Genomic DNA, 25,962 nt, shown 5'->3' on the forward strand with positions numbered 1-25,962 from the left:
TTACCGGGCCCGGGGCGCGGGCTGTTGGAGCGTGGGCGAGACGTCCGCCACACGGTCGGCGGCGTGTTCGGGCGCCGGATCCCGGGCGCGGCGCCGGGCGATGACCGCGCAGACCATCAGCTGCATCTGGTGGAAGAGCATCAGCGGGAGCACGGCGAGGGCGGCGTGGGGCCCGAACAGCACGCTGGCCATGGGGAGTCCGGCGGCCAGGCTCTTCTTCGACCCGGCGAACTGGATGGCGATGCGGTCCGCGCGGCCGAAGCCGAGGCGGGCCGCGCCGTACCAGGTGGCGAGGAGCATGACGGCGAGGAGTACGGCCTCCACCAGCATCAGGGCGGCGAGCTGCGGGAGGCTGACCCGGTGCCAGATGCCCGCGACCACGCCCGCGCTGAAGGCGGCGTAGACGACGAGCAGGATCGAGCCGCGGTCGACGTGGCCGAGGACCTGCTTGTGGCGGACGAGGAAGCCGCCGACCCGGGAGCGCAGGGCCTGTCCGAGGAGGAAGGGCAGCAGGAGCTGGAGGGTGATCTTGAGTAGGGAGTCGAGGGAGAAGCCTCCCGCGTCGCCGCCGAGCAGGGCGGCGGCGAGGAGGGGGGTCAGGACGATGCCGGCCAGGCTGGAGAAGGAGCCGGCGCAGATCGCGGCGGGGACGTTGCCGCGGGCGATCGAGGTGAAGGCGATGGAGGACTGCACGGTCGAGGGGACCAGGCAGAGGAAGAGCAGGCCGCTGTAGAGGGGGGCGGTGAGCAGGCCCGGGACGAGGCCGCGGGCGGCGAGGCCGAGGAGCGGGAAGAGCACGAAGGTGGCTGCGAGGACGGTCAGGTGGAGCCGCCAGTGGCGCACCCCTTCGAGGGCCTCGCGGGTGGAGAGCCGGGCTCCGTAGAGGAAGAAGAGCAGGGCCACGGCTGCGGTGGAGGCGCCGTCGGCGAGGGTGGCGACCGGGCCGCGGGCGGGGAGCAGGGCGGCGAGGCCCACGGTGGCGAGCAGGGCCAGGACGTACGGGTCGAGGGGCAGCCGGGCGGGCAGGTGCGGGCGGCGCATCGGGGGTGCTCACTTGCTGTCGGGGCGGAGTGCTCCCTCCATGGTCGGCGGGGAGCGGTCATCGGGAAACCCGCACACCGCACTCACTGTCATCGCATTCCGTGATGACGGGGACTAGCGTGGGCGGTATGTACGACCCGGTTCAGCTGCGGACGTTCCTCACGGTGGCCCAGACGCTCAGCTTCACGCAGGCCGCGGGCCGGCTCGGGGTGGGGCAGTCCACGGTCAGCCAGCACGTGCGGCGGCTGGAGGAGGCGACGGGCCGGCCGTTGTTCGTCCGGGACACGCACAGCGTCGGGCTGACGGACGACGGCGAGGCGCTGCTCGGTTTCGCGCGGACGATCCTGGAGGCGAACGAGCGGGCGGCGGCCTTCTTCGCGGGGACGCGGCTGCGCGGTCGGCTGCGGTTCGGGGCCTCGGAGGACTTCGTGCTGACGCGCCTTCCGGAGATCCTCGAAGGCTTCCGGCACGAGCACCCCGAGGTGGAGCTGGAGCTGTCGGTCGAGCTGTCGGGGACGCTGCACGAGCGGCTGGACGCGGGGCGCCTGGACCTGGTGCTCGCGAAGCGGCGGGGGCCCGGGGACGAGCGGGGCCGGCTCGTCTGGCGTGACCGGATGGTGTGGATCGGGGCGGAGGGGCTGCGGGTGGACCCGGAGCGCCCTGTTCCGCTGATTGTCTTCCCGCCGCCGGGGATCACCCGGGCGCGGGCGCTGGAGGTGCTGGAGGGGGAGGGCCGGGCGTGGCGGATCGCATGTACGAGCGGCAGCCTGAGCGGCCTGGTCGCGGCGGCCCGGGCCGGGCTGGGGGTGATGGCGCACACCCGGGGGCTGATCCCGCCGGGCCTGGTGCGGGTCGGCGGGCTGCCGGAGCTCGGGCCGGTGGAGTTCGCGCTGCTCCGCGGGGCGCGCCCGTCGGCCGCGGCCGAGGCGTTGGCCGCGGCCGTACTGTCCGGCGCGGATCGGCTCAGTCGCACGTCAACGGCGTGAACACCGTGATCACTGGGGAGGTCTTGTGGAGGTATCCGATGGCCGACGAACCCCTGTTGACCATGCGGTACGTTCACCGCGGCGCGCGGAGAGGAGCGGGGTCTTGCGCGAGTTCACCGTCCCACCCGTTGTCACGGGCGCGCCCGTCGGCGGCCTGGCCGACATCATTTTCCAGCACGCCCGCGAGGAACCGGACCGGGTGGTGCTCGGCCGCAAGACCGAGGGGGTCTGGCGGGACGTGACGTCCCGGGAGCTGGCCGCCGAGGTGCTCGCGCTCGCACGGGGGCTGCTGGCCCAGGGGGTGCGCTTCGGGGACCGGGTGGCCGTCATGTCCCGCACCCGGTACGAGTGGACCCTCTTCGACTTCGCCCTGTGGGCGATCGGCGCCCAGCCCGTGCCGGTGTATCCGACGTCCTCGGCCGATCAGGTGCACTGGATCCTCTTCGACACCGACTGCACGGCCTGTGTGGTCGAGGACGAGAACCAGGCGATGACGGTGGGTTCGGTCATCGACCGGCTCCCCCACCTGCGCCGGTTGTGGCAGCTCGACGCGGGGGCGGTGGACGCGCTCGTCGCCGACGGCCGCGGGGTCGCGGAGGACGTCGTGCACCGCCATCGCAGGGCGGTGACGCCCGACGCGACCGCCACCGTCATCTACACCTCCGGGACCACCGGCCGGCCCAAGGGGTGCGTGCTCACGCACGCCAATTTCATGTACGAGACCGACACGCTGGTCAACCGCTGGGAGTCGGTGTTCCAGGCCCGGCAGGGCGAGCAGCCCTCCACCCTGCTCTTCCTGCCGCTGGCGCACGTGTTCGGGCGGATGGTGGAGGTGGCCGCGGTCCGGGCGCGGGTCAAGCTCGGGCACCAGCCGGTGCTGGCGGCGGCCGAGTTGCTGCCGGATCTCGCCGCCTTCCGGCCGACCTTCGTGCTGGGCGTCCCGTACGTCTTCGAGAAGGTCTTCGCGGCGGCCCGCCGCAAGGCGGAGGCGGAGGGACGTACGGGTCCCTTCGACCGGGCTGTGGAGACGGCCGTGCGGTACGCGGAGGCGCGCGAGCGGAAGGCCTTCGGCACCGGGCCGGGGCCGTCGGCCGCGCTGCGGATGGAGCACCAGCTCTTCGACCGGCTGGTCTACGGGAAGGTCCGCGAGGCGATGGGCGGCCGGGTGCGGTACGCCATGTCGGGCGGGTCGGCGATGTCGCGCCGGCTGGGGCTGTTCCTCGACGGGGCGGGGATCACGGTGTTCGAGGGGTACGGGCTGACGGAGTCGTGCGCGGCGGCCACCGCGAACCCGCCGGGGGCGACCAAGTACGGCACGGTGGGACAGCCGATCCCGGGCAGTACGGTGCACATCGCGCAGGACGGGGAGGTCTGGCTGCACGGCAGCCACATCTTCTCCGGTTACCTGAACGATCCCCGGGCCACGGAGGCGGTGCTGCGCGGCGGCTGGCTGGCGACCGGGGACCTGGGCCGGCTCGACGAGGACGGCTACCTCACCATCACCGGCCGCAAGAAGGACATCCTGGTGACCTCCAACGGCAAGAGCGTCGCGCCCGCCGCCCTGGAGGAGCGGGTCCGTTCGCATCCGCTGGTGTCGCAGTGCGTGCTGGTGGGCAACGACCGGCCGTACATCGCGGCGCTGCTCACGCTGGACATGGACGGGATAGCGCACTGGCTGTCGATGCGCGGCCGGCCGCAGATGCCGGCGGCGGAGCTGGTGGGCGACCCCGAGCTGACGGCGGAGGTGCGCCGGGCGGTGGTGGCCGCGAACACGCTGGTGTCGCAGGCGGAGGCGATCCGTACCTTCCGGGTGCTGGGCGAGCAGTTCACCGAGGAGCGGGGGTTGCTGACCCCGTCGTTGAAGCTCAAGCGCCGGGCGATCGAGAAGGCGTACGAGAAGGAGGTCGCGGCCCTCTACTCCGCCTCCTGAGCCGGGCTCCTCGGCGGGTCCGGCGGCAGGCCATCACGGCAGGTCCGATCGGGGTTCCGGGCGGACACCGCACCCGACGGGACCAGAACTGACGGTTCGTCATTTCTGTCCGCCGACAATATTGACGATCCGTCAGGTCACGCACAGAATGCGGGGATTCCAACGGAGGGGATCCCCGACATGTTGCGACCGATCCGCACCCTGGCCGCCGCGGCGGCGGCACTCGCGCTCGTCTCCGCCTGCAACTCCGCCTCCACCAACGGCACCGGCCCGGGCAAGCCCGGCGGGGCGTCCGGCACCACCCGCGGGGTGACCGCCGATTCGATCAAGGTCGGCGGGATCGTGTCGATGACCAGCGCCAGCGGCTACAGCAAGAAGGACACCGACCTCGGGGCCAAGGCCCGCTATCTGCGGGCCAACGCCGAGGGCGGGATCAACGGACGCAAGATCGACTACCTCGGGGCGCAGGACGACGGCCAGGACCCCGCCAAGAACCTGGCGGCCGCCCGCAAACTCGTCCAGCAGGACAAGGTCTTCGCCGTCTCCCCCATGAGCTCGGTGACCTTCTCCGGGGCCGACTTCCTGGAACAGGAGAAGGTCCCCACCTTCGGCTGGGGCACCCTGCCCTCCTTCTGCGGGCCCAAGTACATCTACGGCTTCAACGGCTGCCTGGTCCCCACCCCCGGCGGCACCCTCAACCAGACCTGGCCCGAGGGCATCGGCCAGATCCTCGGCGGGGCCCGGGGCAAATCGGTCGCGATCATCGCCAACGACAGCGACGCCGGCAAGTTCGGCATCCGCACCTTCCAGCAGGGCTTCACCAGCGCCGGGTTCCACGTCTCCTACGCCAAGGCATCCGTGCCCGCCACCGCCGTCCCGAGCGACTGGTCCGCGTACGTGAAGGACATCCTCGCCGGCGACGACGGCAAGGCCCCGGACGCCGTGGTCTCCGTGATGCAGACCCCCAACAACATCGGGCTCTTCACCGCGCTCAAGCGCAGCGGCTACAAGGGGCTGCTCTCCGACCCGACCGACTACGACCCGGGGCTGCTCGCCAAGGACGCCACCAAGCAGGCCCTCGACGGGGTGCACGTACTGCTGCAGTTCCAGCCCTTCGAGTCCACCGACCCGAAGATGGCGCAGTTCAAGGCCGACATCAAGGCGGCGGCGGGCGGCCAGGAAGTACCGCTGAACATGCACATGCTCACCGGCTACATGTCGGCCGACCTCTTCGTGTCCATCGCGCAGAAGGCGGGCAAGGAGCTGACCGTCGAGTCCTTCCAGACCGCCGCGCAGAGCTTCTCCGACACCGGCACCCTCGTCGGCGACCGCGCCGAGCCCAAGGGCCAGAAGGACAGCTTCGGCTGCGGGGCGCTCGTGCAGCTCAAGAACGGCGCGTACGAGGTCTCCGTGCCGTTCAAGTGCTACGAACCCATCCCCTTCAAGTAGGGCAGCGGCATGGGGGATCTGCTCGTCTTCGTACTGAGCGGTCTGGTCTCCGGCGCCCTGTACGCACTGCTCGCCACCGGGCTGGTGCTGTCGTACTCGGCGTCCGGGCTGTTCAACTTCGCGCACGGGGCCACGGCCTATCTGTGCGCGCTCACCTTCTACGAATTGCACTCGGGCCTGGGCTGGCCCGCCGTCCCGGCCGCGCTCCTGGTGGTGCTGGTCCTGGCCCCCGGTCTCGGCTGGGGCCTGGACCGGCTGATGTTCCGCCGGCTCGCCCGGGTCGGCGAGACCGCACAGATCGTGGCCACCATCGGGCTGCTGGTGGCGCTCCCGGCCGCCGGGCTGTGGGTGGTGGAGCTGCTGGGGGACGCGGGCGCGCCGGTGAAACCCGCGGAGAACCAGTTCGGGCTGCCGGGAGTGGGGCCCAGCCCCGCGCAGTCCTGGCAGCTCGCCGAGGGCGTCGGCATCGACTCCGACCAGCTGATCACCTGGGTGGTGACGGCGCTGGTGGCGGTGGCCCTGTGGGTGCTGATGCGGCACACCAGGCTGGGGCTGCAACTGCGGGCCGCCGTCGACAACCGCTCGCTGACCGAACTGCGCGGCATCAGCGCCGACCGGCTGTCGTCGGTGGCCTGGATGATCGCGTCGGGGCTGGCCGGGCTGGCGGGGGTGCTGGCGACCCCGCTGCTGGGGCTCTCGGCGCACGACTTCACGCTCTTCCTGTTCGTCTCGGCCACCGCGGCGGTCATCGGCCGGTTCGCGTCCGTGCCGCTCGCCTTCGCGGGCGGGCTGGGGCTCGGGGTGCTGCAGAACCTGGTGGCCGGCTACGCCTCCTTCGCCGAGTCCGTCACCGGCTTCCGTACGGCCGTGCCGTTCCTGATCCTGTTCGGCGGGCTGCTGGTACTGACCCGCAGGGCACGGACGGCAGGGGTCGCGGCCGCGGACGCGCCGCCCGTCGACCACCTGGCGGGAGCCTCGTGGGGGCGGCGGTGGGGGGTGTGGGCGGCGGGCGCCGGGCTGCTGTGCCTGGCCTTCTACACCGTGACCACACCCTTCTGGAGCGGACTGCTGGCGCAGGGTCTGGCCGTCGCGCTCGTGTTCATGTCGTTCACGGTGGTGACCGGCCTCGGGGCGATGGTGTCGCTGGCACAGGGCACCTTCGTGACCGGTGCCGCGCTCGTGGCCGGGCTGCTCATGAGCCGGGGCTGGCCGTTCGTCGCGGCACTGGCGGCGGGCACCTGCGTGGCGGCGCTGCTGGGGGCGCTCGTCGCGCTGCCCGCGCTGCGGCTCGGGGGCAGGTCCCTGGCCCTGGCCACGCTGGCACTGGCCTTCCTCGCCGACCAGGTGCTGTTCCAGCTGCGGTGGCTGCGCAACGGCGACGCCGGGTGGTCGATCCCGCGGCCGGTGTTCGGGCCGGTGGACCTGAGCGACGACCGGGCGCTCGGGGTGGCCCTGGTGGTCCTGGTCGCGCTGGTGGCCGCCGGGCTGAGCGCGCTGCGCAACTCCCCGTCGGGGCGGGCGATGCTGGCGGTGCGGTCGGCACCGGCAGCGGCGGTCGCCTCAGGGGTCTCCGTCCTGCGGACGAAGCTCCTGCTGTTCACCCTCTCGGCGGGGCTGGCCGGGTTCGGGGGCGTGCTGTACGCCTCGTACAACACCCGCATCACGGCGACGGACTTCACGGCGATGACCGGGCTGGTGTGGCTGGCGGTTGTCGTGGCGGCGGGTGTGCGCAGGCCGCAGTACGCGGTGGTGGCGGGGCTGGTGTTCGCGGTCGCCCCGCGGCTGCTGTCCGACTACGTGACGCAGTCCGCGCACCTGCCGGTGATCCTGTTCGGCCTGGCCGGGCTGGCCCTGGCCAACGACCCGGACGGGTACTGCGCGGCGCTGCCGGTGCGGCGGGCGCGGCGGCGCGCCGCGGGACCGCCACCCCGGATCCCGGCGCAGCCGGGGCCGGCGGGACGGCGCGCCACCGCTTCCCGGGGCTCCGCCCCGGACCCCGCACCTCGAGCGCCGGCGCGGCCGGATCCGGCCGGCGGAGCCGGCGCCGCCCTGGAGCTGCGCGGGGTCACGGCCGGGTACGACGGGGGGCTCGTCCTGCACGGGGTCGATCTCGCCGTCCGCCCGGGCGAGATCCTCGCCGTGCTCGGGCCCAACGGGGCCGGGAAGAGCACCGCCTGCCGGGTGGCCGCCGGGCTGCTGCCCGCCACGGCCGGAGCGGTGTTCGTCGGCGGGCGGGACGCGACCCGGGACGGGGCCGTACGGCGGTCACGGTCCGGGGTGCTGCTCGCCCCCGAAGGACGCGGGATCTTCCCCGCGCTCACCCTCGAGGAGAACCTGGCCCTCTACCTGGAGGAGGCCGACGCGCGGGACGCCGTCTACGCCCGCTTCCCGCGGCTCGCGGAGCGGCGCAGGATCCCCGCCGGCGCCCTCTCCGGCGGGGAGCAGCAGATGCTGGCGCTGGCTCCGCTGCTCCAGCGGCCGCCCTCGGTGCTGATCGCCGACGAACCCTCGCTCGGGCTCGCCCCGCGCGTGGTGGAGGAGGTGTACGCGCTGCTCACCGAGCTCCGCGACGCCGGTACCGCACTGCTCCTGGTGGAGGAGAAGGCCGCCGAGATCCTCGGGATCGCCGACACCGTGGCCTACCTCTCCCAGGGGCGGGTGTCCTGGTGCGGCCCCCGGGCCGAGGTGGAGGCGGACCGGCTCACCGAGGCCTACCTGGGGATGGCGACATGAGCGAGGACGGGTACGTGCTGCGGGCGCGCGGGGTCGGCGTGCGGTTCGGCGGCGTCCGGGCGCTGGCCGGGGTGGACCTCGGGGTCCGCGCGGGCGAGGTGTGCGGGCTGATCGGCCCGAACGGCGCCGGGAAGACCACCCTGTTCGACGTCCTGTCCGGGATCCGGCGCCCCGACCAGGGGCGGCTGCTGCTGGACGGGGCGGACATCACCCGCCGCTCCCCCGTCTGGCGGGCCCGGCACGGGATCCGCCGGACCTTCCAGCGGCAGCAGTTGTTCGGGCAGCTCAGCGTGGCCGACAACGTGCTGGTGGCGCAGGAGTGGCGGGGCGGCGGGGGCGGTCCGGCCGCCGATCTCCTCGCCCTGCCGTCCCGGCGGGCCCGGGAGCGCGAGCGCCGGTCCCGTGGCGAGCGGGTGCTGGCCGACTGCGGGATCGGCGCGCTCGGAGCCTCGTACGCCGGCGGGCTGCCCGTCGGGCAGGCCCGGATGGTGGAGGTGGCCCGGGCGGTGGCCGATCCGCCGCGGGTGCTGCTGCTGGACGAGCCCGCGTCCGGCATGTCCGCCCCGGAGCGCGAGCGGCTCGCGGAGGTCGTGCGGCGGCTGGCGGAGCGGGAGGGCTGCGCGGTGCTGCTGGTCGAGCACAACGTGGCCTTCGTGATGGAGCTCTGCACCCGGGTCGTCGTGCTGGACCTCGGAACGGTGCTGGCCGAGGGCACGGCGGCCGAGGTGCGCGCGAACCCGCTGGTGCGTGAGGCGTATCTCGGGGGTGCCTGAGGGAGCGCGCACGGATGGCGGGAATACGTCGTACGAGGGGCCGGTTACCGCCCCTCGTACGACATTTTCGGCCACCGCGCGTACGCGCCGACGTGAGGGAACGACCAGACGTGAACCAGGTCCCCGCCATCAAGCTCAACAACGGCACGCTCATGCCCCAGCTCGGCTACGGCGTCTGGCAGGTGCCGGACGCCGAGGCCGAGCGCGCCGTCGGCACCGCCCTGGAGGCCGGCTACCGCAGCATCGACACGGCCGCCATCTACGGCAACGAGGCCGGCACCGGCAAGGCCGTCGCCGCCTCCGGGCTGCCGCGCGAGGAACTGTTCGTCACCACCAAGCTGTGGAACGGCCCGAAGCAGAAGTGGGGCCGGGACCAGGTGCTGCGCGCCTTCGACGACTCCCTCGCCAAGCTGCGCCTCGACCACGTCGACCTGTACCTGATCCACTGGCCGCGTCCGATGCGCGACGACTTCGTCACCATCTGGAAGACCTTCGAGGAAATCGCGGCGAGCGGCCGCGCCCGGGCGGTCGGCGTGTCGAACTTCCGCCCGGCCGACCTGGAGCGGATCGCCGCCGAGAGCGGGCTGGTCCCGGCCGTCAACCAGGTCGAGCTGCACCCGCTCTTCCCGCAGGCCGAGCTGCGCGCCGTGCACGCCGAGCGCGGGATCGCCACCGAGGCCTGGTCCCCGCTGGGCCAGGGCAAGGAGCTGCTGACCCTCCCGGCCGTGACCGCGATCGCGGACAAGTACGGCCGCAGCGCCGCGCAGGTGGTGCTGCGCTGGCACCTCCAGCTCGGGAACATCGTGATCCCGAAGTCCGTGACCCCCGCGCGCATCCGGGAGAACCTGGACGTGTTCGGCTTCGAGCTGGACGCCGCCGACATCGCGGCGCTGGACGCCCTGGGCGCGGGCGCGGCGGGCCGCCGGATCGGGCCGGACCCGGCCGAGTTCGACGTGTGACGGGGTCCGGCCCGGGGCGGTCCTTCCCGCAGGGTCACACGCGGACGAAGCTCCGTATGCGGTACGTGGGCTCCGCGCGCGGGACGTCCTGGTCCGGCAGCAGCTCCAGCCGGGCCGCCAGCTCCTGCGCGGTGATGCCGCGCGGCACGATCCGGGAGGCGTACCGGCCCGCGAGCAGGGCCTCGGCCGAGCCGCGCGGGGTGCGTCCCTGGCCGTGGCCGGTGAAGCGGGCCTCGCCGACCGGGAGCAGGCCGGCGCGGGCGGCGTAGGCCTCGACCTCCCCGGAGGCGTCCGCGGGGGTCGGGGTCAGGTGCGCGGCGAAGACGGCGTCGATGTCGCTGCCGACGTCGTGCGCCGAGTCCTTGTCCACGGTGGCGAGGAGGACCCCGCCGGGTCGCAGCACCCGCGCGGCCTCGGCGATCACGGCCGGCACCAGGCCCGGCTCCCGCAGCAGGTGGAGCAGCCACACCGCGCTCACCGCATCCAGCGACCGGGACCGGACCGGCAGGCGGGCCGCGTCGGCCAGGGCCACGGGGACCCCGCGGCGCAGCGCCGTCGCGGCCATGGCGTGGGAGGCGTCGGCGCCCAGGACGCGCAGGCCGGGGCGGTTCAGCAGGCCGGTGACGATGCCGGTGCCGCAGCCGAGGTCGAGGAGGGTGCGCGCGTGCGCGGGGAGCAGCCCGAGGACGGCCTCGGCCGCGGCCTCGGCGCGCGGGGTGCCGCCGCGGGTGGCGTCGTAGGCCTCGGCCTCCGCGTCGTAGTCGAGCAGGGTTCTGACGGACGGTATGTGCGTGGTCATCAGCTCGCGCCGTGGGCCGGGGCGAGGGCCTCGACGCGTTCGGCGAGGGCGAAGTCGGACTCCGTCACCACATCGCCGGCGTCGTGGCTGTTCACGGAGAGCCGGACCGTGTTGTAGCCGAGGGTCAGGTCGGAGTGGTGGTTCAACTCCTCCTGGACGCTGGCGATATGGGCGACGAGGGCGCTGGCGGCGAAGTGGCTGCCCAGCCGGTAGGTGCGGAGGATCCGGTCGTCCTCGAAGGCCCAGCCGGGGAGCTCCCGCAACCGGTCCTCGATCTCCTTCTGTGACAGCGGCTCACTCGGCATGCACCGGCTCCTTTTCCCCGTGACGTGTAGTCAAGGTTCCCACAGTGGAGGCCGGAACAATCCTTTCGCGCCATAGTGCGCTCGGGTACTTCTACGCCTTCCGCGTCCACCCGGCCCCACCTATGCTCCTGCGCCGGACAGGCTGTTACCAGCGGTAACGAGGGGGCATCCGCATGGCGGGCACAGGGAGTTCCAGGCGTACGTTCATCGCGGGCGCGGGCGCGGCGGCCGCCACCGGGGCGGTCACGGCCGGGGCCGGGGCGACGCCGGCCGCGGCCGCCCCCGCCGCCCCCGCCCCCGGACCGCCGCCTGCCGGACGGCGCGTCGCGGTCCTCGGCGGCGGGGTGGCCGGCCTGACCGCGGCGCACGAACTCGCCGAGCGGGGCTACGCCGTGACCGTGTACGAGCGCCGCGCGCTCGGCGGCAAGGCCCGCAGCATGGACGTGCCCGGCAGCGCCCGCGGCGGACGCCGGCCGCTGCCCGCCGAGCACGGCTTCCGCTTCATCCCCGGCATCTACCACAACCTCCCGGACACGATGCGGCGCATCCCCTTCCCCGGGAACGCCCACGGCGTGTGGGACAACCTCGTCGCGCCGCGCGAGATGATGTTCGCCCGGGCGGCCGGGCGCGAGGACCTGCGCGCGCCGATCCCCTGGCCCGAGCACTCCCCCGCCGTGCTGACGCCCGAGGAGCTGCGGCGCGCGCTCACCGGCATCCTGCAGACACTGGTCCGGCTCCCGCTGCACGAGAGCGCGTACTTCGTCGACCGGGTGCTGGTCTTCCTCACCAGCTGCGACGAGCGGCGCACCGAGGTCTGGGAGCGGACCCCCTGGTGGGACTTCGTGCGGGCCGAGCGGATGTCGAACGAGTACCGGCGGATCCTCGCCGTCGGCATCACCCGCAACATCGTGGCGACCAAGGCCGAGGAGGCCTCCACCCGCACGGTCGGCACGCTCGGCGAGGCCTTCGTCTTCAACCTGCTGGGGCGCGGGTCGGACGGCCCGCCCGACCGGATCCTGAACCTGCCGACCAACGAGGCCTGGATCGACCCCTGGGAGGCCCATCTGCGCTCGCTCGGCGTGGAGTTCAGGATCGGCTGGACGGTACGGGAGGTGCGCTGCGCGGACGGCCGCGTGAGCGGGGTCGCGGTCGAGGGCCCGGACGGCACCGTGCAGACCGTCACCGCCGACCACTACGTGAGCGCGCTGCCCGTCGAGCACGCCCGCCGCACCTGGAGCGCGGCGCTGCGGGCGGCCGATCCGATGCTGGGGCGCTGCGACCGGCTGCAGACGGACTGGATGACCGGCATCCAGTTCTACCTCACCGAGCGGGCCCCGCTGGTGCACGGCCATCTCAACTGCATCGACTCCCCGTGGTCGCTGACCGCGATCCAGCAGGCCGAGCACTGGCCGTCCCGCGACTTCCCGGCCGACTACGGCGACGGGACGGCGGTCGACTGCCTGTCGGTGGACATCTCGGAATGGGACAGGCCGGGGATCCTGTACGGGAAGACGGCCAAGCAGTGCACCCGTGACGAGGTGGCGCGCGAGGTGTGGGCGCAGCTGAAGGCCTCCCTCAACGACACCGGGAAGACCCTGCTGGCCGACTCCAAGCTGCACTCGTGGTTCCTGGACCCGGGCGTGGACGGACTCGGCACCCCGCACCCCACCAACCAGGACGAGCTGCTCATCCACCCGGTCGGCACCCTCCACAACCGGCCGAGCGCGGGCACCCGCATCCCGAACTTCTTCCTCAGCGGGGACTACGTGGCGGTCGACATCGACCTGGCGACGATGGAGGGCGCCAACGCCTCGGCCCGCGCGGCCGTCAACTCCCTGCTGGACCGGGACGGTTCGCAGGCCCCGCGCTGCACGGTCCGCCCGATGTACCGGGCGCCGGAGCTGGAGGCCGCCCGGCGGCACGACCTGTGGCGCCACCGGCTCGGCCTGCGGAACGTCTTCGACCTGGGATGAGGGTCCTCGGCTACCGTCGTGCCCATGACGACGAGTGTGGGCACTGCGCTGCGCGCCTGGCGGGAGCGGCGCGGCATCAGCCAGCTGGAGCTGGCGGGCCGCGCCGCATCCTCGTCCCGGCACATCAGCTTCATCGAGACGGGCCGGTCCCGGCCGAGCGAGGAGATGGTGCTGCGGCTCGCCGACCATCTCGACGTGCCGATGCGGGAGCGCAACGCCCTCCTGCTGGCGGCGGGTTACGCGCCGCGCTATGCGCACACCGCCCTGGACGACCCGGCGATGGAGACCCTGCGCGAGGGCATCGAGCGACTGCTGGCGGGGTACGAGCCCTATCCGGCGCTGGTCGTGGACGCCCTGTACAACGTGGTCGCCGCCAACCGGGGCATCGCGATGCTGCTGGACGGGCTGCCGGAGCACCTGCTGACCCCGCCGCTGAACGCCATGCGGATCACCCTGCATCCCGAGGGCCTGGCCCCGAGGATCCGCAACCTCACGGCGTGGCGCGGGCACCTGCTGGCCCAGATGGAGCGGCAGATCGCGCTGGCCCGGTCCGAGCCGCTGCGCGCCCTGTACGAGGAGGTGTCGGCGTACCCGGTCGCCGAACGGGCGGACGGCGGCGAACCGGAGGAGCCCGCCGCGTACATCGCGCTGCCGCTGGTCGTCGAGCACGACGGGCACGTGCTGTCCTTCGTGTCGTCCATCGCGACCTTCAACACGCCGATGGACGTGACCGTCGCCGAGCTGGCCATCGAGACGATGCTCCCGGCCGACCCGGCGACGGTGAAGTACCTGCGGTCACTGGGCGGCTGAGCGCGAACGCAGGGCCAGCTGCTGGAGCACGGCGAACCCGGCGACGGTGGCGGCCTGCACCGGGATCCACAGCAGGCCGGCGGTGGTGGGGTCGAACCAGAGCGCCAGTGACACCAGACTCAGGGCGGCCCAGGCGTAGTTCGTCTCGATGACCAGCTTCACGGGCAGGGTCGGCGGCTGGCGCCGCGACGCGAGCCACCCGACGGCGGCCCCGTACGCGACGAGCAGGAGGCCCAGTTCGAGGAGGAGGCCCTGCCCGACCCCGAGCAGCCGGCCGAGCGGGGCGCAGAAGGCGACGTAGGCGAGCCCGTTGGCGGTGGTGACGGCGGAGTCGAGGGCGAGGAAGCGGCGCAGTGCGGTCTGCGGGACACGGTTGCCGGTGAAGCCGGTGAGCGGGGTCGCGGACATGGGGATCAGCCTCCATCGAGGTCGAACGGCCTGGTGGGACACGGGTTCCGGGACCGAGTGCGCGGTCCCGGGACCCGATGCGTCCACTGTGCCGGGGGCGGTGGGGCGGGTCGATTACCTCGGAGGTCATGCCAACCGTTTTTGAGGTGTACGGCAGGAAACGTTGGGGTTCCCCTGGTTCGGCCAAAGGCGGGAGGCTAGGCTTCACGGAGCCCGATCAACTCGAACGCCTTGTCGACAAATGGAGAATCCGCCGGTGCGAGCCGCCGCCCGACCCGACCTCGCCGCGATCTGGCGTCGCACGTGGGCACTGTCTCAGGAGCACGGGCAGGATCCGGCCGAGGTGTTGGCGGTGGAGCGGCTGAGCCACCTGTCCGGGGTCGAGCCGGGGCGCATACCGCAGGTGCTGGCGGGCACTGCCGACGAGGCGCCGCTGGAGCGGCGCGTGCACCAGCGGTTCCTGCGGCTGCGCGCCACCCGCCGCGACAAGCACGGCCGGGAGTGGCCGCTGGCCGCCATCGCCGAGGACTTCGCCGCCCCCGGCGCCTCCCTCGGGCCGCTCAACGCGGGCACCGGGCTGCCCCGGATGGGCCATGCGGCGGGTGTGCAGCGGTTCTTCGGCGTGTACGCGGGTTTCCTGCTGGCCGACAGCAAGAGCGCGGTGGAACGGGCGCTGGCCCTGTCCGCGACCACCGTCTCGGACGGCCGGGACGACCTGGAGCACCTGTCGTACCTGACGGGCATGACGGCGCAGGCCATCCGGCTCACCTTCGACGGCAGGCCGCCCCGGCTGCCGCTGAAGGAGCAGGTGCACCTGCGGTTCGAGCACCTGCGCCGCACCCGCGTACGGGAGGACGGCCAGCCGCACTCGCTGGCGGCCATCGCCCGGTCCTTCGACGCGTCGGGGCAGTCGCTGACCCGCCTCGCCCAGGGCGAGGGCCTGCCGAACCTGGCCGCGGCCGCCGGGATCCAGCGTTTCTACGGGGTCGAGGGCGGCTTCCTGCTGGCCGACGACACCGAGGCCCTGTCCACCGCGCTCGCGCTGATCGAGGGCGAACTGGAGTCCGCGGTGCGGGACCGGGAGAACCCGATGCTGGCGGTGCTGCGGGCGCACGACGTACGCAGCATCGTCACGCGGGCCGGCCGGCTGTCGCCCCAGGGCTGGAAGTCGCTGGCCGACCACTTGGACGACCTCCTCGCACGCGAGGGGCAGCTCGGGGTTCCGGGCACGAAGGGCGGGACGCCGACCGAGGACGTCGCCGCCGAGGGAGACACACCATGAGGACCACACGGGCCATGCGCAAGCTGGGCTCCGAACTGCTGGAGGGCGCACGCCTGACGCCGCCGGCCGATGTCGGCGAGATCATCGGGGCGTTGTGCGCCGCCTACGCCGGGCGGCGCGACGGAGACCGAAAGGTCGACTTCCAGTTTTCCCCGTTCCCGCCGGACACCGCGAGCGGTCTGTGGCTGGAGCTGGACGACGTCGACCTGATCGTCGTCGAGCAGCACACCCGGCCCGAACACCAACTCGTCATCGCGTGCCACGAGTTGTGGCACCTGAACGAGGGGACGTGCGACAGCGTCGGTCCGGGCATGCTGGCGGCCGCCCGGCTGGCGGGACACCCCGGCCGCCTCGCCGAACTGCTCGCCTCCGGCACCGGGTTGGAGGCGGTGGTCCGAGCGGCCGCCGCACGCGCCGACCAGGGCGATCCGGCGGAGATCCGTGCCGAGACCTTCGGCCTGCACCTCGGCAACATCCTGCGCTCCTACCTGCCGTCGCCCCGGGAGCAGCAGCTGCCCGAAGCGATCGAGCGCATCAAGTCCTCACTCGGCTGGGGAAGCCCCGTGCCACGCCGTGACCTGCACCAGCCAGTCGCCGCACCCCTCACGCCGATGCCCTCAGCACGGCCCTGACAGAGAGCACGCCACGATGAACCAGTCCTCCCCGCCCCGCCACGCCGTCGTCATAGGCGGCAGTCTGGCCGGCCTCCTCGCGGCCGCTGTCCTCGCCGAGCACGCCACGGTCACCGTCGTCGACGCCGACCCGCTGCCCGAGGGCCCGGCCCCGCGCCGCGGGCTCCCGCAGGCCCGGCACACCCACCTCCTGTGGTCGGGCGGCGCCCGGGCCATCGAGCGGATCCTGCCCGGCATCACCGCCGACTGGACGAAGGCGGGCGCCATCCGCCGCAGCCTGCCCACCGACCTCGTCACCAAGACCGCCCAGGGCTGGATCCCCCGCTGCGGGGAGAAGCAGTTCAACATCTCCTGCAGCCGCGACCTCCTCGACTCGGTGGTGCGCGCCCGGGTGACCGCCCTCGCCGGCGTGTCCACCCTCCAGGGCCGGGTCCGCGCCCTGGAGGGCACGGCGGCCCGGGTCACCGGCGTCCTCGTCGACACCCCGCAGGAAGAGGGCCGGCTGCTGACCGCCGACCTCGTGATCGACGCCAGCGGGCGCGGCTCGCGGGCCCGGACCTGGCTCCAGGCACTCGGCGTGAGCGGAATCCGGCAGGCCGAGGTCGACTCCGGTCTCGTCTACGCGACCCGGATCTTCGAGGCCCCCGCCGGTGCGCACGAGATGGGCTTCCCCATCATCAACGTGCAGTCCGACCCCCGGGTGCCCGTGCCCGGGCAGACCGCAACGATCGTGCCGATCGAGAACGGCCAGTGGCAGGCCACCCTGTCCGGCACCCGCGGCGGCCAGCCGACCGGCGACCCCGACGCGTTCATCCCGTTCGCCAAGGCCGTCCGCGACCCGATCGTCGGCGAGCTCCTGGAGGGCCGCAAGCCCCTGACGGACGTCGCCGTCACCCAGGGCACCGCCAACCGCCGGGTCTACTTCGAGAAGGCCGAGCTGCCCGACGGCTTCTTCGCCGCCGGCGACTCCGTCGCCACCTTCAACCCGCTGTACGGGCAGGGCATGACCGTCGCCGCCCAGGGGCTGCTGGCCGTACGCACCCTGCTCCGGGCCAAGGGCCTGGCTCATCCCGGGATCGGGCGCGAGGCGCAGCGCGCGATCGCCCCCCAGGTCAGCACCGCCTGGGAGCTCGCCACCTCGCAGGACATCCTGTATCCGGGCGCCACCGGAATGAAGCCGCGCACCGGCACCGGCCTGCTCAACGGGTACGTCAACCGGCTGATGACGGGCGCCACCACCGACGAGGCGCTCACCGCCGCCCTGTTCAAGGTCCTCACCATGAGCACCGCGCCCACCCACTGGCTGCGGCCCTCGGTGGTCTGGCACGTACTGCGCGCCTCGGACCGGGGCGCCCTGAAGGCGCCGCCGCTCACCGCCGCCGAGCGGGCCGTCGCCGGGCTCGACCCGGTGCCCGGCGCAACACCCGGCGCCGACGCAACGCCCGGCGCGGGCACGAGCACCGGCACCGGCACCGGCACGGCCGCGGACGCCGCCGTCACCGGCCCGGCGGCGGACCCGGTCGGCCCCGCCGACCCCGTCGGACAGGCCCGATGAGCAGCAGGATCCTGCTGCTCCTGCCCGGGTCCCTGATGGTCCTGGCGCTGCTGATCAAGCTGCCGACGCTGCGCCGGGACCGGGACCAGCCGCTGAACCGCACCGCCTGCGGGCTCCTCCTGGTCGGCGCCCCCATCACCTTCCTGGCATCGCCGCCGACGATCGCCGCGGTCAACCGCCTCACCGGCGTGGTCAACTTCTCCGCGCCCCTGGTGTTCGGCCTGCTCACCGTGTTCTCCGGGCTGTGCGTCGTCCTCGTCCTGCAGTGGCGCGGCGGGCCGCCCGCGGCCGTGCGCCGGGCCACCCGGCTGACCGCGGCCGTCTTCGCCACGGCGACCGCGGCGATCGTCGCCCTGTTCGTGATCGGCGACGCGCCGGTGGAACGGCTCGAGGACCTGGACACGTACTACGCCACCACGCCGTGGATCCGCGAGATGATCGTCTGCTTCCTCGTGGCGCACACCCTGGGCAGCTCGGCGCTGACCTGGCTGTGCGGCAAGTGGCTGGCGCGCGCCGACCGCGCGCTGCGCCCGCTGCGCACGGGGCTGGCCCTGATCGTGGTCGCCGGGCTGATGGACCTGGCGTACCTGGTCGCCAAGTGGGCCTCGGTGGTGGCCCGGTGGGCCGGCCGCGACATGGTGTTCCTGTCGACGGACGTGGCGCCGCCGCTGGCCTCGGCGTCCGCGCTGCTGCTCGGCGCCGGTTTCGTCGTGCCGCTGGTCGGCGGGTCGGCGACCTGGCGGGCCTTCGGCCAGTACCGGCGGCTGCGCCCGCTGTGGAAGGCGCTGCGGGGCTTCGCCGCGGCCCAGGGCCGGACCGTGCCGCTGGCCTGGTGGTCCCCGATGGGGATCCGGCTGCTGCACCGCGAGTCGGTCATCGACGACGGCATCCTGGCGCTGGCCGGCTGGTTCGACCCCGCCGTGCGCTGCGCCGCGTACGAGGCCGCGCGCGGCCAGGGCGCGAGCGAGGCCCGGGCCTCGGCCGTGGCCGACGCCGCCATGCTCGCCGCCGCGTGCGAGCGCCGGGCCGCCTCGGAGGCGGCTGCCCGGCCTCCGCAGCACCCCGAGCCGCCGCGGCTGTCCGACCAGCCGCTGACCGTTCTGGCGCGTGAGTTCCGTACCTCCCCGATCGTCGCCACCGCCGCCCGTTCCGCCGCCGGGGCCTGAAAGGGGAACGCCCCGGACCGCGGCATCAGCCGGGGTCCGGGGCGTTCGATCCGAGCTCAGAGCTCCGCGAGGTCCAGCCCGGCCTGCGCGGCGGCCGCCTGCACGGTCTGCTCCAGCAGGACGGCGATGGTCATCGGGCCGACGCCGCCCGGTACCGGGGTGATCAGCGAGGCTCGGGCGGCGGCCGACTCGAAGTGCACGTCGCCGACGTTGCCCTCGTTGTAGCCGGCGTCCAGGACCACCGCGCCCGGCTTGATGTCCTCGCCCCGGATGAACTCGGCCTTGCCCACGGCGGCGACCAGGACGTCCGCCTGGCGCACGATCGAGGAGAGGTCCCGGGTGCGCGAGTGGCAGTAGGTGACGGTGGCGTTCTGCTCCAGCAGCAGCATTCCGGCCGGCTTGCCCAGGATCGCGCTGCGGCCGACGACGACGGCGTGCTTGCCGGTCAGGTCCACGTCGTAGGCGGCGAGGAGGCGCATGATGCCGCCGGGGGTGCAGGAGACGAAGCCCGGCAGTCCGAAGCCCATCGCGGCGAAGGAGTGCATGGTGACCCCGTCGACGTCCTTGCCCGGGGCGATGGCCTCGAAGGCGGCGCGCTCGTCGATGTGGTGCGGGACGGGGTGCTGGAGCAGGATGCCGCTGATCTCCGGGTCCTCGGAGAGGGCCGTGATCGCGGCGACGAGCTCCTGCGTGGTGGTAGACGCCGGCAGCTCCACGTGGCGGGAGGTGATCCCGGCCTTGGCGCAGCGGTTCTGCTTCATGCGGACGTAGGTGACGGAGGCGGGGTCCTCGCCGACCAGCACGGTCGCCAGACAGGGCGCGGTACCGGTGCGCTCGGTGATCTTCGCCGCGCGGGCGGCGGTCTCCTCCGAGATGCGGCGGGCGAGGGCGGTGCCGTCCATCAGCCGGGCCGTGGCGGTGGTGTCGGCGAAGGCGCCGGAAGGGGCGGAGGCAGTCTGGGCAGTCGTCACGGGGTCTCCTGAACGTCGCTGCGGATCGCGGTTCGCCCAGGCGCGCGGCAGTCGACGTACCGGAGTGCGCAGTACGCCGGGCCGCTCCCCGGTGGTGATCCACCCGAACGCCAGTCACGGCCCGCCGACCACTGTAGTCGACATATCCGGTGGTTGACGGGCGTCCGACCTGGGACGATCGAGGCATGACGCGTACTTTCGACCATCTTGTCGCCGAGGCGGAGTCCGTCTCCGTGGACGGCTGGGACTTCTCCTGGCTCGACGGCCGGGCCACCGAGCAGCGCCCCTCCTGGGGCTACCAGCGCTTGATGGCCGAGCGCCTGGCCCGTGTCCGGTCGGCCCTGGACATCCAGACCGGCGGTGGCGAGGTCCTGGCCGGCTCCGGTCCGCTGCCGCCGCTGACGGTGGCCACCGAGTCCTGGCCGCCCAACATCGAGAAGGCGACGCGGCTGCTGCACCCGCTGGGCGCGGTGGTGGTCGCGGACTCCGACGAGCCGCCGCTGCCCTTCGGCGACGACGCCTTCGAGCTGGTGACCAGCCGGCACCCGGTGACCATCTGGTGGGAGGAGATCGCACGGGTGCTGACGCCGGGCGGCACCTACCTCTCGCAGCAGGTCGGTCCGGCGAGCGTCTTCGAGCTCGTCGAGTACTTCCTCGGCCCGCAGCCGGAGGAGATCCGGCGCGCCCGGCACCCCGACGACGCGGTCGCCGACGCCACCCGGGCCGGCCTCGACGTGATCGATCTGCGCTCCGAACGACTGCGCACGGAGTTCCACGACATCGGAGCCGTGATCTACTTTCTTCGGAAGGTGATCTGGATGGTGCCCGGCTTCACGGTCGGGCAGTACCGGGACCGGTTGCGCGAGCTGCACGAACAGATCGAACGCGAAGGTCCGTTCGTCGCACACACCGCACGTTTCCTCGTCGAGGCCCGCAAAAAGGGGTGACGCGGGGGGCGGACGGATCTGCGCCGGATCGGTTGCGCGAACACAGCGTGGCGCAGGTCACTCAATTCAGCGCGTAACGAATCGACTCGGGCATGCGATGAACCGACAGGTGTCCTCGCGCGGCCCGGAATACAGACCCCCCTCGGGTCTGTTTCCCGAGTTCGCGCGATGATGTCCCGCCCACCCTTTATCTGTTCGCAACGAGAGGCTCCTTGTGTCGCTCAGCCCGTCCCGTACGTTCCCTCCGGAGATCGCCGAATCCGAGGCCCTCGTCGCGCTCGTCGAGCGCGGCCGCGAGCAGGGTCACATCAACGGTGACGACGTGCGCCAGGCCTTCGAGGCCGGCCGCATCCCGGTGGACCAGTGGAAGCGGGTCCTGCGCAGCCTGAACCAGGTCCTGGACGAGGAGGGTGTCGCCCTTCACGTCAGCGCGGCCCCCGCCACCAAGGCTGCCGCCAAGAAGCCCCGCAAGGCTGCCGCCGCCCCGGCCCGTACCGTGGCCAAGAAGGCCACCCCGGCGCCGCGCCCGATCGGTGCGCGCAAGACCGCTGCCGCCACCGCGGCCGCGCCCACCGCCACGGCGATATCCGCTCCGTCGGCCGCCGCCATCGACGAGGACGCGGCTGCCGAGGCCGCCGCCGAGCCGAAGAAGCGCACGGTCAAGAAGACCGCCGCCAAGAAGACCGCCGTGAAGAAGACCGCCGCGGCGAAGAAGACCGGTGCCAAGGACGCCGACGAGGGCGAGACCCCCGTCGTCGAGGGCGAGGACTGGGCTGCCGAGGACCTCGCCGACGAGGCCGAGGACGAGGCGCCCAAGGCCGGCGGCACCCAGGGCTTCGTCCTGTCCGACGACGACGAGGACGACGCCCCGGCACAGACGGTCATGGTGGCCGGTGCCACCGCCGACCCCGTCAAGGACTACCTGAAGCTGATCGGCAAGGTGCCGCTCCTCAACGCCGAGCAGGAGGTGGAGCTCGCCAAGCGCATCGAGGCGGGCCTGTTCTCCGAGTACAAGCTCGAAGAGGAGGAGGACCACAAGCCCGCCTTCAAGCGCGAGCTGGAGATCCTGGTCGAGGACGGCCGCCGGGCGAAGAACCACCTGCTGGAGGCCAACCTCCGCCTCGTGGTCTCCCTCGCCAAGCGCTACACCGGCCGCGGCATGCTCTTCCTGGACCTGATCCAGGAGGGTAACGTCGGCCTGATCCGCGCCGTGGAGAAGTTCGACTACACCAAGGGCTTCAAGTTCTCCACGTATGCGACCTGGTGGATCCGGCAGGCGATCACGCGTGCCATGGCCGACCAGTCGCGCACCATCCGCATCCCGGTGCACATGGTCGAGATCATCAACAAGCTCGCCCGCGTGCAGCGCCAGATGCTCCAGGACCTGGGCCGCGAGCCCACCCCGGAGGAGCTGGGCAAGGAACTCGACATGACCCCCGAGAAGGTCATCGAGGTCCAGAAGTACGGCCGTGAGCCGATCTCCCTCCACACCCCGCTGGGTGAGGAGGGCGACAGCGAGTTCGGTGACCTGATCGAGGACTCCGAGGCGGTCGTCCCGGCCGACGCGGTCTCCTTCACCTTCCTCCAGGAGCAGCTCCAGTCCATCCTGGGCACGCTATCGGAGCGCGAGGCGGGCGTGGTCTCCATGCGCTACGGCCTCAACGACGGCCAGCCGAAGACCCTGGACGAGATCGGCCGCGTGTACGGGGTCACCCGTGAGCGCATCCGCCAGATCGAGTCCAAGACCATGTCGAAGCTGCGCCACCCGTCGCGTTCGCAGGTGCTGCGCGACTACCTCGACTAAGAGGTCAGGCCAGTCGGAAGACCGGCCCCTTGGGTGTGAACGGCAGGGAGGCACCCTGTGGGATCAGGAAGGCGTGCTCGCGCCGGATCCGCAGGGTGTCGGTCCACCCGTCCGTGATCACCAGCACCGGGGCTCCGGGCGGGAAGTCCTCCGCCCGCTGGAGCAGGTCGATGCCCGGCTGCAGCACGGTCCCGCCGCGCCCGTGGACCCGTACCCGGCCCGCGATCTCGGTGGGCGGCAGATAGCCCGCGTCGTACGGCGCCGCGTCGCAGAAGACGACGCGGGCCGCGGGTACGTCGCGGGCCTGAGCGTACGAGGCGATGGCGCCCAGCGCCTTGCCGAGCAGCTCGCGGTTCATCGACCCCGAGGTGTCGAGCACCACCCCGAAGGTGCAGCGGGCGACCTCCTCGGGCGGGAACCAGCGGCCCGCCCGCGGGATGTCCGGGGTGGAGGCCTGCCGGCGCGCCGGGCGCGCGAAGCTCCGTACGGCCTGCGGGCGCGGCACGTACTCGTCGAACCAGCGGGCGAGCCGGGCGTCCCACGGCACGGGCGGGTGGGACAGGGCCCGGATCTCCTCGATCAGCCCGGCGGGCAGCAGGCCGCGCTCCCCGTACGCGTGCAGGTCGAAGCCCTGGACCAGGCCGCGGCGGTAGAACTCGTCCAGGTCGGTGTACGGTCCGCTCCCCGGGTGGGGCAGCGGCTCGCCCAGGATGTCCCCGCGGCCCTTGCCGCGCAGGGTGGCGAGGCGGCGCATCCGGCGCAGGTCGCAGGTGATCCGGTCGTAGACCTCCTCGACGGAGAGGTCCTTCAGCTCCGGGTCGTACAGCAGCCCTTCGGGCATCTCGCCGACCCCCATCTCGACGAGCCAGCCGTTGACCACGTAGTCGGCGGCCACGTTGTGCAGGTAGGGGTCGCGGGCGCCGCAGCGCTCGCCGTGGCGCAGCGCGGCGTGCAGCATCTCGTGGGCCAGGATGAACCGCCACTCCTCGTCCGCGAAGGTGCGCAGCGGGTTGACGTAGATCTCTCCGGCCCTCGCGCTGACGGCGGCGACGTCGATGCCCTGCGCGCGGGCGAGCTCTGCATCGGCGACGATCCGCAGGCCGCTGGCGAGGCCGCCGAGCAGCGGGTACGCGGAGACGAACCAGTTCAGGGCGCGCTCCCACGGCTGCTGTGTGTGGCCCTCGCGGCCCGCGGCGCGGTCCATGGTGACGGACACGGACCGGGTGAGGGCGTGGGCGAAGCCGGTCTGCCAGTCCGGGACCGGCTGCCAGTGCGTCCACACGTCCAGCAGCTGGTCCGCCGCCCCGGCCGGGCCCGTACCGCAGTCCTGGTAGGCGGGCGGGACGCCGCCCTGCCGCCAGGCGCCGGCGAGCTGCTCCTCGTCGCCGCCCGGATAGTGCTCGGGCAGGCGGTCGGGGGCGCGGCCGACGGGGAAGGTCTGGAGGAAGCGGTTGACGACGACGCAGCGGGCGGCGAGGTCGGCGGGATCCGGCTGCGGCCGGACCGGCCCCTTGGCGGCCGGTACGTGGCCGAACCCCAGGTGGAGCATGCAGTGGGCCAGCGCCCAGGCCCACTCGGCGGGGTCCGCGCGGCGGGTGGGGTGGGCGTGGATCACTCCGCTGGAGGTGACGACGGCGAGCCCGGCGGCGTTGCAGGCCGGGCACCGGGCGTCGCGGCAGTGGGTGGCGCTGACGGCGTGCAGGGCCGGGTTCGCGCGGATCGCGGCCCGGCCGGCCTCGTAGGCGAGGGTGGCCGGGTCCTGCGCGGCCTGCTTGCCCGGACTCCCCGAGCGGCGCCTCACCGGCGCGCCTCGACCAGGCGCGGCATGTCGCGGGCGGCTTCGATGAGGAACCAGGCGGGCAGCACGGGCAGCCCGTCGGCGTCGTCGGCGATGACGGTCTGGGCCACCTCCACGGATATCTCGGCGAGCTGGACGAGCAGGGACTTGGCCCGGTAGGCGGTCTGGCGGACGGCGGGCGAGACGTGTTCCTTGCGGGCCGGGAGTTCCTTGACGAGGCGCCCGCGGAAGGCCTCGGCGAGGTAGTACAGCAGGTCGCGGTCGGCGGGACGGGCGGGCCAGGAGGCGTCGCCCTTGATGATCGCCTCGATACCGAAGGTGTGGCGGACGATCTTGGCGTACCCGCAGAAGGAGACGGCGTGCGCCGGCGTCAGGGTGCCGTGCGCGATCACCTTCAGGGTCTGCTCGTCCAGGTCCGGCCCGAAGGAGTGCAGGGCGTCGGAGAGCATGTGCCAGGAACGCGGCGTGGAGAAGGGCTCCTCCGTCTTGGGCGGCTGCGACCAGAGGTGGTCGGGGCGGTCGGTGAGGTAGTCGGTCACCCAGGGGTGGATGCCGTGCTCGCCGGCCCAGACCAGCCAGTCCTGAGCGGACGCCTGGAGGTGGACGTGGGTGAGGCGGTTGACGAGCGCGGAGGCGATCGGCCGGGCCAGCGCGTTGTCGGTGGCGCGGTTGCCGGCCCCGATGACGATGGAGCCCGCGGGCAGCTCGTACGAGCCGATCCGGCGGTCGAGGATCAGCGAGTAGAAGGCCTTCTGGACGTCCGGGCCCGCGGCGTTGAGCTCGTCGAGGAAGAGGCAGTACGGCTCGTCCCGGGCGATGGCCTCCGGCGGGCAGAAGACGGACCGGCCGTCACGGATCTGCGGTACGCCGATCAGGTCCTCGGGGGCGAGCTGCGTGCCGAGGAGGCTGACGCACTCCAGGCCCAGCGAATCGGCGAACTTCCGTACGAGCGAGGACTTTCCGATGCCCGGAGCCCCCCAGAGGAACACGGGCCGGACGGTGGCGAGGCCGAGCAGCAGTTCGGGGATCTGGGCGGGGGTGACGGTGACGGCAGCCTGCACGGGCGTGGATGTCCTCGGGGTGGAGCGGAAGGTGTGGTGCGGCCAGTGTTGCCGCACCGCACGGCCCGGGGCATCCGGTTTTCGCCCCGCCGCGCTCCCGGCCCGCCGGGGGTCAGGCTTCGAGGAGGTGCTTGAGCTTCTCCTCGCCCCGCGGCAGCTCCTTGCGGACCATGGGCCTGGCGACGAGGGGCACCAGTGCCCGGCCCAGACCGTGGCCCTCGAGGTCGACGTCCAGGGTGAGGCGGGAGCGGGCACCGCCGTCGAGGGGTTCCACGGTGCCGCGCACGTCGGGCCGTACGGGCCCGTCGACGCCGTGCACGTGCCAGCTCCTCGGCGGGTCGAGCTCCACGAACTCCATGGTCGTGGGGACCCTCCGGCGGCCGATCTGCCGGGTGACGAGGATCCTCGAACCGACGTGGACGGGGAGGTCGCCGATCGGGACGGCGGAGACGGCACTGTCCTGCCACTCCGGCAGGTGGGTCGGGTCCGTCAGGTACGCGTAGACCTCTTCGGGCCTGCGGTCGATGTCGATGCTCTTCCTCATCGCGGGCATGGCGCTCCCTCGGCGCCCCCCTGGCCG

General features: G+C 73.1%; 22 protein-coding genes and 1 riboswitch. Of the genes, 14 read left to right on the top strand and 8 right to left on the bottom strand.

What is annotated here, in order from left to right:
* Positions 1-1,041, bottom strand: coding sequence for a bile acid:sodium symporter family protein (locus tag B6R96_RS06890; protein ID WP_081521970.1), 1,041 nt, complete (start codon positions 1,039-1,041; stop codon positions 1-3).
* A 128-nt stretch (positions 1,042-1,169) separates the two neighbouring features.
* Between B6R96_RS06890 and B6R96_RS06895 the strand changes: the two genes are divergently transcribed.
* From B6R96_RS06895 to B6R96_RS06920, 6 genes are all read left to right on the top strand, one after another.
* Positions 1,170-2,027: a LysR substrate-binding domain-containing protein gene (locus B6R96_RS06895; RefSeq protein ID WP_053701484.1), complete on the top strand. Its 858-nt coding sequence runs from the start codon at positions 1,170-1,172 to the stop codon at positions 2,025-2,027.
* A 103-nt stretch (positions 2,028-2,130) separates the two neighbouring features.
* Positions 2,131-3,957 carry an AMP-dependent synthetase/ligase gene (locus tag B6R96_RS06900; protein WP_081521971.1) on the top strand — a complete coding sequence of 609 codons (1,827 nt, stop codon included), beginning with the start codon at positions 2,131-2,133 and terminating at the stop codon, positions 3,955-3,957.
* A 180-nt stretch (positions 3,958-4,137) separates the two neighbouring features.
* Positions 4,138-5,406 (top strand): ABC transporter substrate-binding protein, encoded by a 1,269-nt coding sequence (locus B6R96_RS06905; RefSeq protein WP_081521972.1) that lies wholly within the window; start codon positions 4,138-4,140, stop codon positions 5,404-5,406.
* Positions 5,407-5,415: 9 nt separating this feature from the next.
* On the top strand, positions 5,416-8,139 hold the full coding sequence (locus B6R96_RS06910) for an ABC transporter permease subunit (RefSeq protein WP_081521973.1): 2,724 nt from the start codon (positions 5,416-5,418) through the stop codon (positions 8,137-8,139).
* On the top strand, positions 8,136-8,912 hold the full coding sequence (locus tag B6R96_RS06915) for an ABC transporter ATP-binding protein (RefSeq protein WP_081521974.1): 777 nt from the start codon (positions 8,136-8,138) through the stop codon (positions 8,910-8,912). Before B6R96_RS06910 ends, B6R96_RS06915 begins: the two co-directional genes overlap by 4 nt.
* Positions 8,913-9,022: 110 nt before the next feature.
* Positions 9,023-9,871, top strand: a complete 849-nt coding sequence (locus tag B6R96_RS06920; RefSeq protein ID WP_203351601.1) for an aldo/keto reductase — start codon at positions 9,023-9,025, stop codon at positions 9,869-9,871.
* A 34-nt stretch (positions 9,872-9,905) separates the two neighbouring features.
* On the opposite strand, the gene B6R96_RS06925 is transcribed toward B6R96_RS06920, so the two are convergent.
* Positions 9,906-10,670 (bottom strand): class I SAM-dependent methyltransferase, encoded by a 765-nt coding sequence (locus B6R96_RS06925; protein WP_234431687.1) that lies wholly within the window; start codon positions 10,668-10,670, stop codon positions 9,906-9,908.
* Positions 10,670-10,975 carry a 4a-hydroxytetrahydrobiopterin dehydratase gene (locus tag B6R96_RS06930; protein ID WP_030385245.1) on the bottom strand — a complete coding sequence of 102 codons (306 nt, stop codon included), beginning with the start codon at positions 10,973-10,975 and terminating at the stop codon, positions 10,670-10,672. Before B6R96_RS06930 ends, B6R96_RS06925 begins: the two co-directional genes overlap by 1 nt.
* A 173-nt stretch (positions 10,976-11,148) precedes the next feature.
* Here B6R96_RS06930 and B6R96_RS06935 point away from each other — a divergent pair, with 173 nt between their 5' ends.
* A complete protein-coding gene (locus B6R96_RS06935) occupies positions 11,149-12,948 on the top strand; it encodes a hydroxysqualene dehydroxylase (protein ID WP_081521976.1) in 1,800 nt (599 codons plus the stop codon).
* Between the two features lie 24 nt (positions 12,949-12,972).
* Positions 12,973-13,758 (top strand): helix-turn-helix domain-containing protein, encoded by a 786-nt coding sequence (locus B6R96_RS06940; protein WP_081521977.1) that lies wholly within the window; start codon positions 12,973-12,975, stop codon positions 13,756-13,758.
* Here the strand turns inward: B6R96_RS06940 and B6R96_RS06945 are convergent.
* Positions 13,744-14,166, bottom strand: a complete 423-nt coding sequence (locus tag B6R96_RS06945) for a hypothetical protein (protein ID WP_081521978.1) — start codon at positions 14,164-14,166, stop codon at positions 13,744-13,746. The genes B6R96_RS06940 and B6R96_RS06945 overlap by 15 nt on opposite strands.
* A 256-nt stretch (positions 14,167-14,422) precedes the next feature.
* Between B6R96_RS06945 and B6R96_RS06950 the strand changes: the two genes are divergently transcribed.
* Genes B6R96_RS06950 through B6R96_RS06965 form a run of 4 tightly spaced genes read left to right on the top strand, consistent with a single transcriptional unit; the run spans position 14,423 to position 18,801 of the window.
* Positions 14,423-15,448 carry a hypothetical protein gene (locus B6R96_RS06950; RefSeq protein WP_159396296.1) on the top strand — a complete coding sequence of 342 codons (1,026 nt, stop codon included), beginning with the start codon at positions 14,423-14,425 and terminating at the stop codon, positions 15,446-15,448.
* On the top strand, positions 15,445-16,080 hold the full coding sequence (locus B6R96_RS06955; RefSeq protein WP_159396297.1) for a toxin-antitoxin system, toxin component: 636 nt from the start codon (positions 15,445-15,447) through the stop codon (positions 16,078-16,080). Before B6R96_RS06950 ends, B6R96_RS06955 begins: the two co-directional genes overlap by 4 nt.
* A gap of 16 nt (positions 16,081-16,096) precedes the next feature.
* Positions 16,097-17,635: an NAD(P)/FAD-dependent oxidoreductase gene (locus tag B6R96_RS06960; protein WP_081521981.1), complete on the top strand. Its 1,539-nt coding sequence runs from the start codon at positions 16,097-16,099 to the stop codon at positions 17,633-17,635.
* Complete coding sequence (locus B6R96_RS06965) at positions 17,632-18,801, top strand: MAB_1171c family putative transporter (RefSeq protein ID WP_081521982.1); 1,170 nt, start codon at positions 17,632-17,634, stop codon at positions 18,799-18,801. Before B6R96_RS06960 ends, B6R96_RS06965 begins: the two co-directional genes overlap by 4 nt.
* 56 nt (positions 18,802-18,857) lie before the next feature.
* Here B6R96_RS06965 and B6R96_RS06970 read toward each other — a convergent pair whose 3' ends face one another.
* A complete protein-coding gene (locus B6R96_RS06970; RefSeq protein WP_053701483.1) occupies positions 18,858-19,703 on the bottom strand; it encodes a bifunctional 5,10-methylenetetrahydrofolate dehydrogenase/5,10-methenyltetrahydrofolate cyclohydrolase in 846 nt (281 codons plus the stop codon).
* 96 nt (positions 19,704-19,799) lie between these two features.
* Positions 19,800-19,900, bottom strand: a riboswitch (ZMP/ZTP riboswitch).
* Between the two features lie 57 nt (positions 19,901-19,957).
* Here B6R96_RS06970 and B6R96_RS06975 point away from each other — a divergent pair.
* Together B6R96_RS06975 and B6R96_RS06980 are read left to right on the top strand one after the other, a co-directional pair.
* The gene (locus B6R96_RS06975; protein WP_053701390.1) at positions 19,958-20,719 is read left to right on the top strand and encodes a methyltransferase domain-containing protein; all 762 of its coding nucleotides are present in this window, start codon (positions 19,958-19,960) and stop codon (positions 20,717-20,719) included.
* Between the two features lie 214 nt (positions 20,720-20,933).
* Positions 20,934-22,523, top strand: a complete 1,590-nt coding sequence (locus B6R96_RS06980) for an RNA polymerase sigma factor (RefSeq protein WP_030385255.1) — start codon at positions 20,934-20,936, stop codon at positions 22,521-22,523.
* A 4-nt stretch (positions 22,524-22,527) separates the two neighbouring features.
* Here B6R96_RS06980 and B6R96_RS06985 read toward each other — a convergent pair whose 3' ends face one another.
* From B6R96_RS06985 to B6R96_RS06995, 3 genes are all read right to left on the bottom strand, one after another.
* A complete protein-coding gene (locus tag B6R96_RS06985) occupies positions 22,528-24,324 on the bottom strand; it encodes a vWA domain-containing protein (protein WP_081521983.1) in 1,797 nt (598 codons plus the stop codon).
* A complete protein-coding gene (locus B6R96_RS06990; RefSeq protein ID WP_030385257.1) occupies positions 24,321-25,382 on the bottom strand; it encodes an ATP-binding protein in 1,062 nt (353 codons plus the stop codon). The genes B6R96_RS06985 and B6R96_RS06990 overlap by 4 nt, the downstream gene beginning before the upstream one ends.
* A gap of 112 nt (positions 25,383-25,494) precedes the next feature.
* Entirely contained in the window at positions 25,495-25,935 is a 441-nt protein-coding gene (locus B6R96_RS06995; protein ID WP_081521984.1) for an SRPBCC family protein, read from the bottom strand.
* Positions 25,936-25,962: the final 27 nt, after the last annotated feature.

The sequence above is a fragment of the Streptomyces sp. Sge12 genome (assembly GCF_002080455.1).
Taxonomy (GTDB): domain Bacteria; phylum Actinomycetota; class Actinomycetes; order Streptomycetales; family Streptomycetaceae; genus Streptomyces.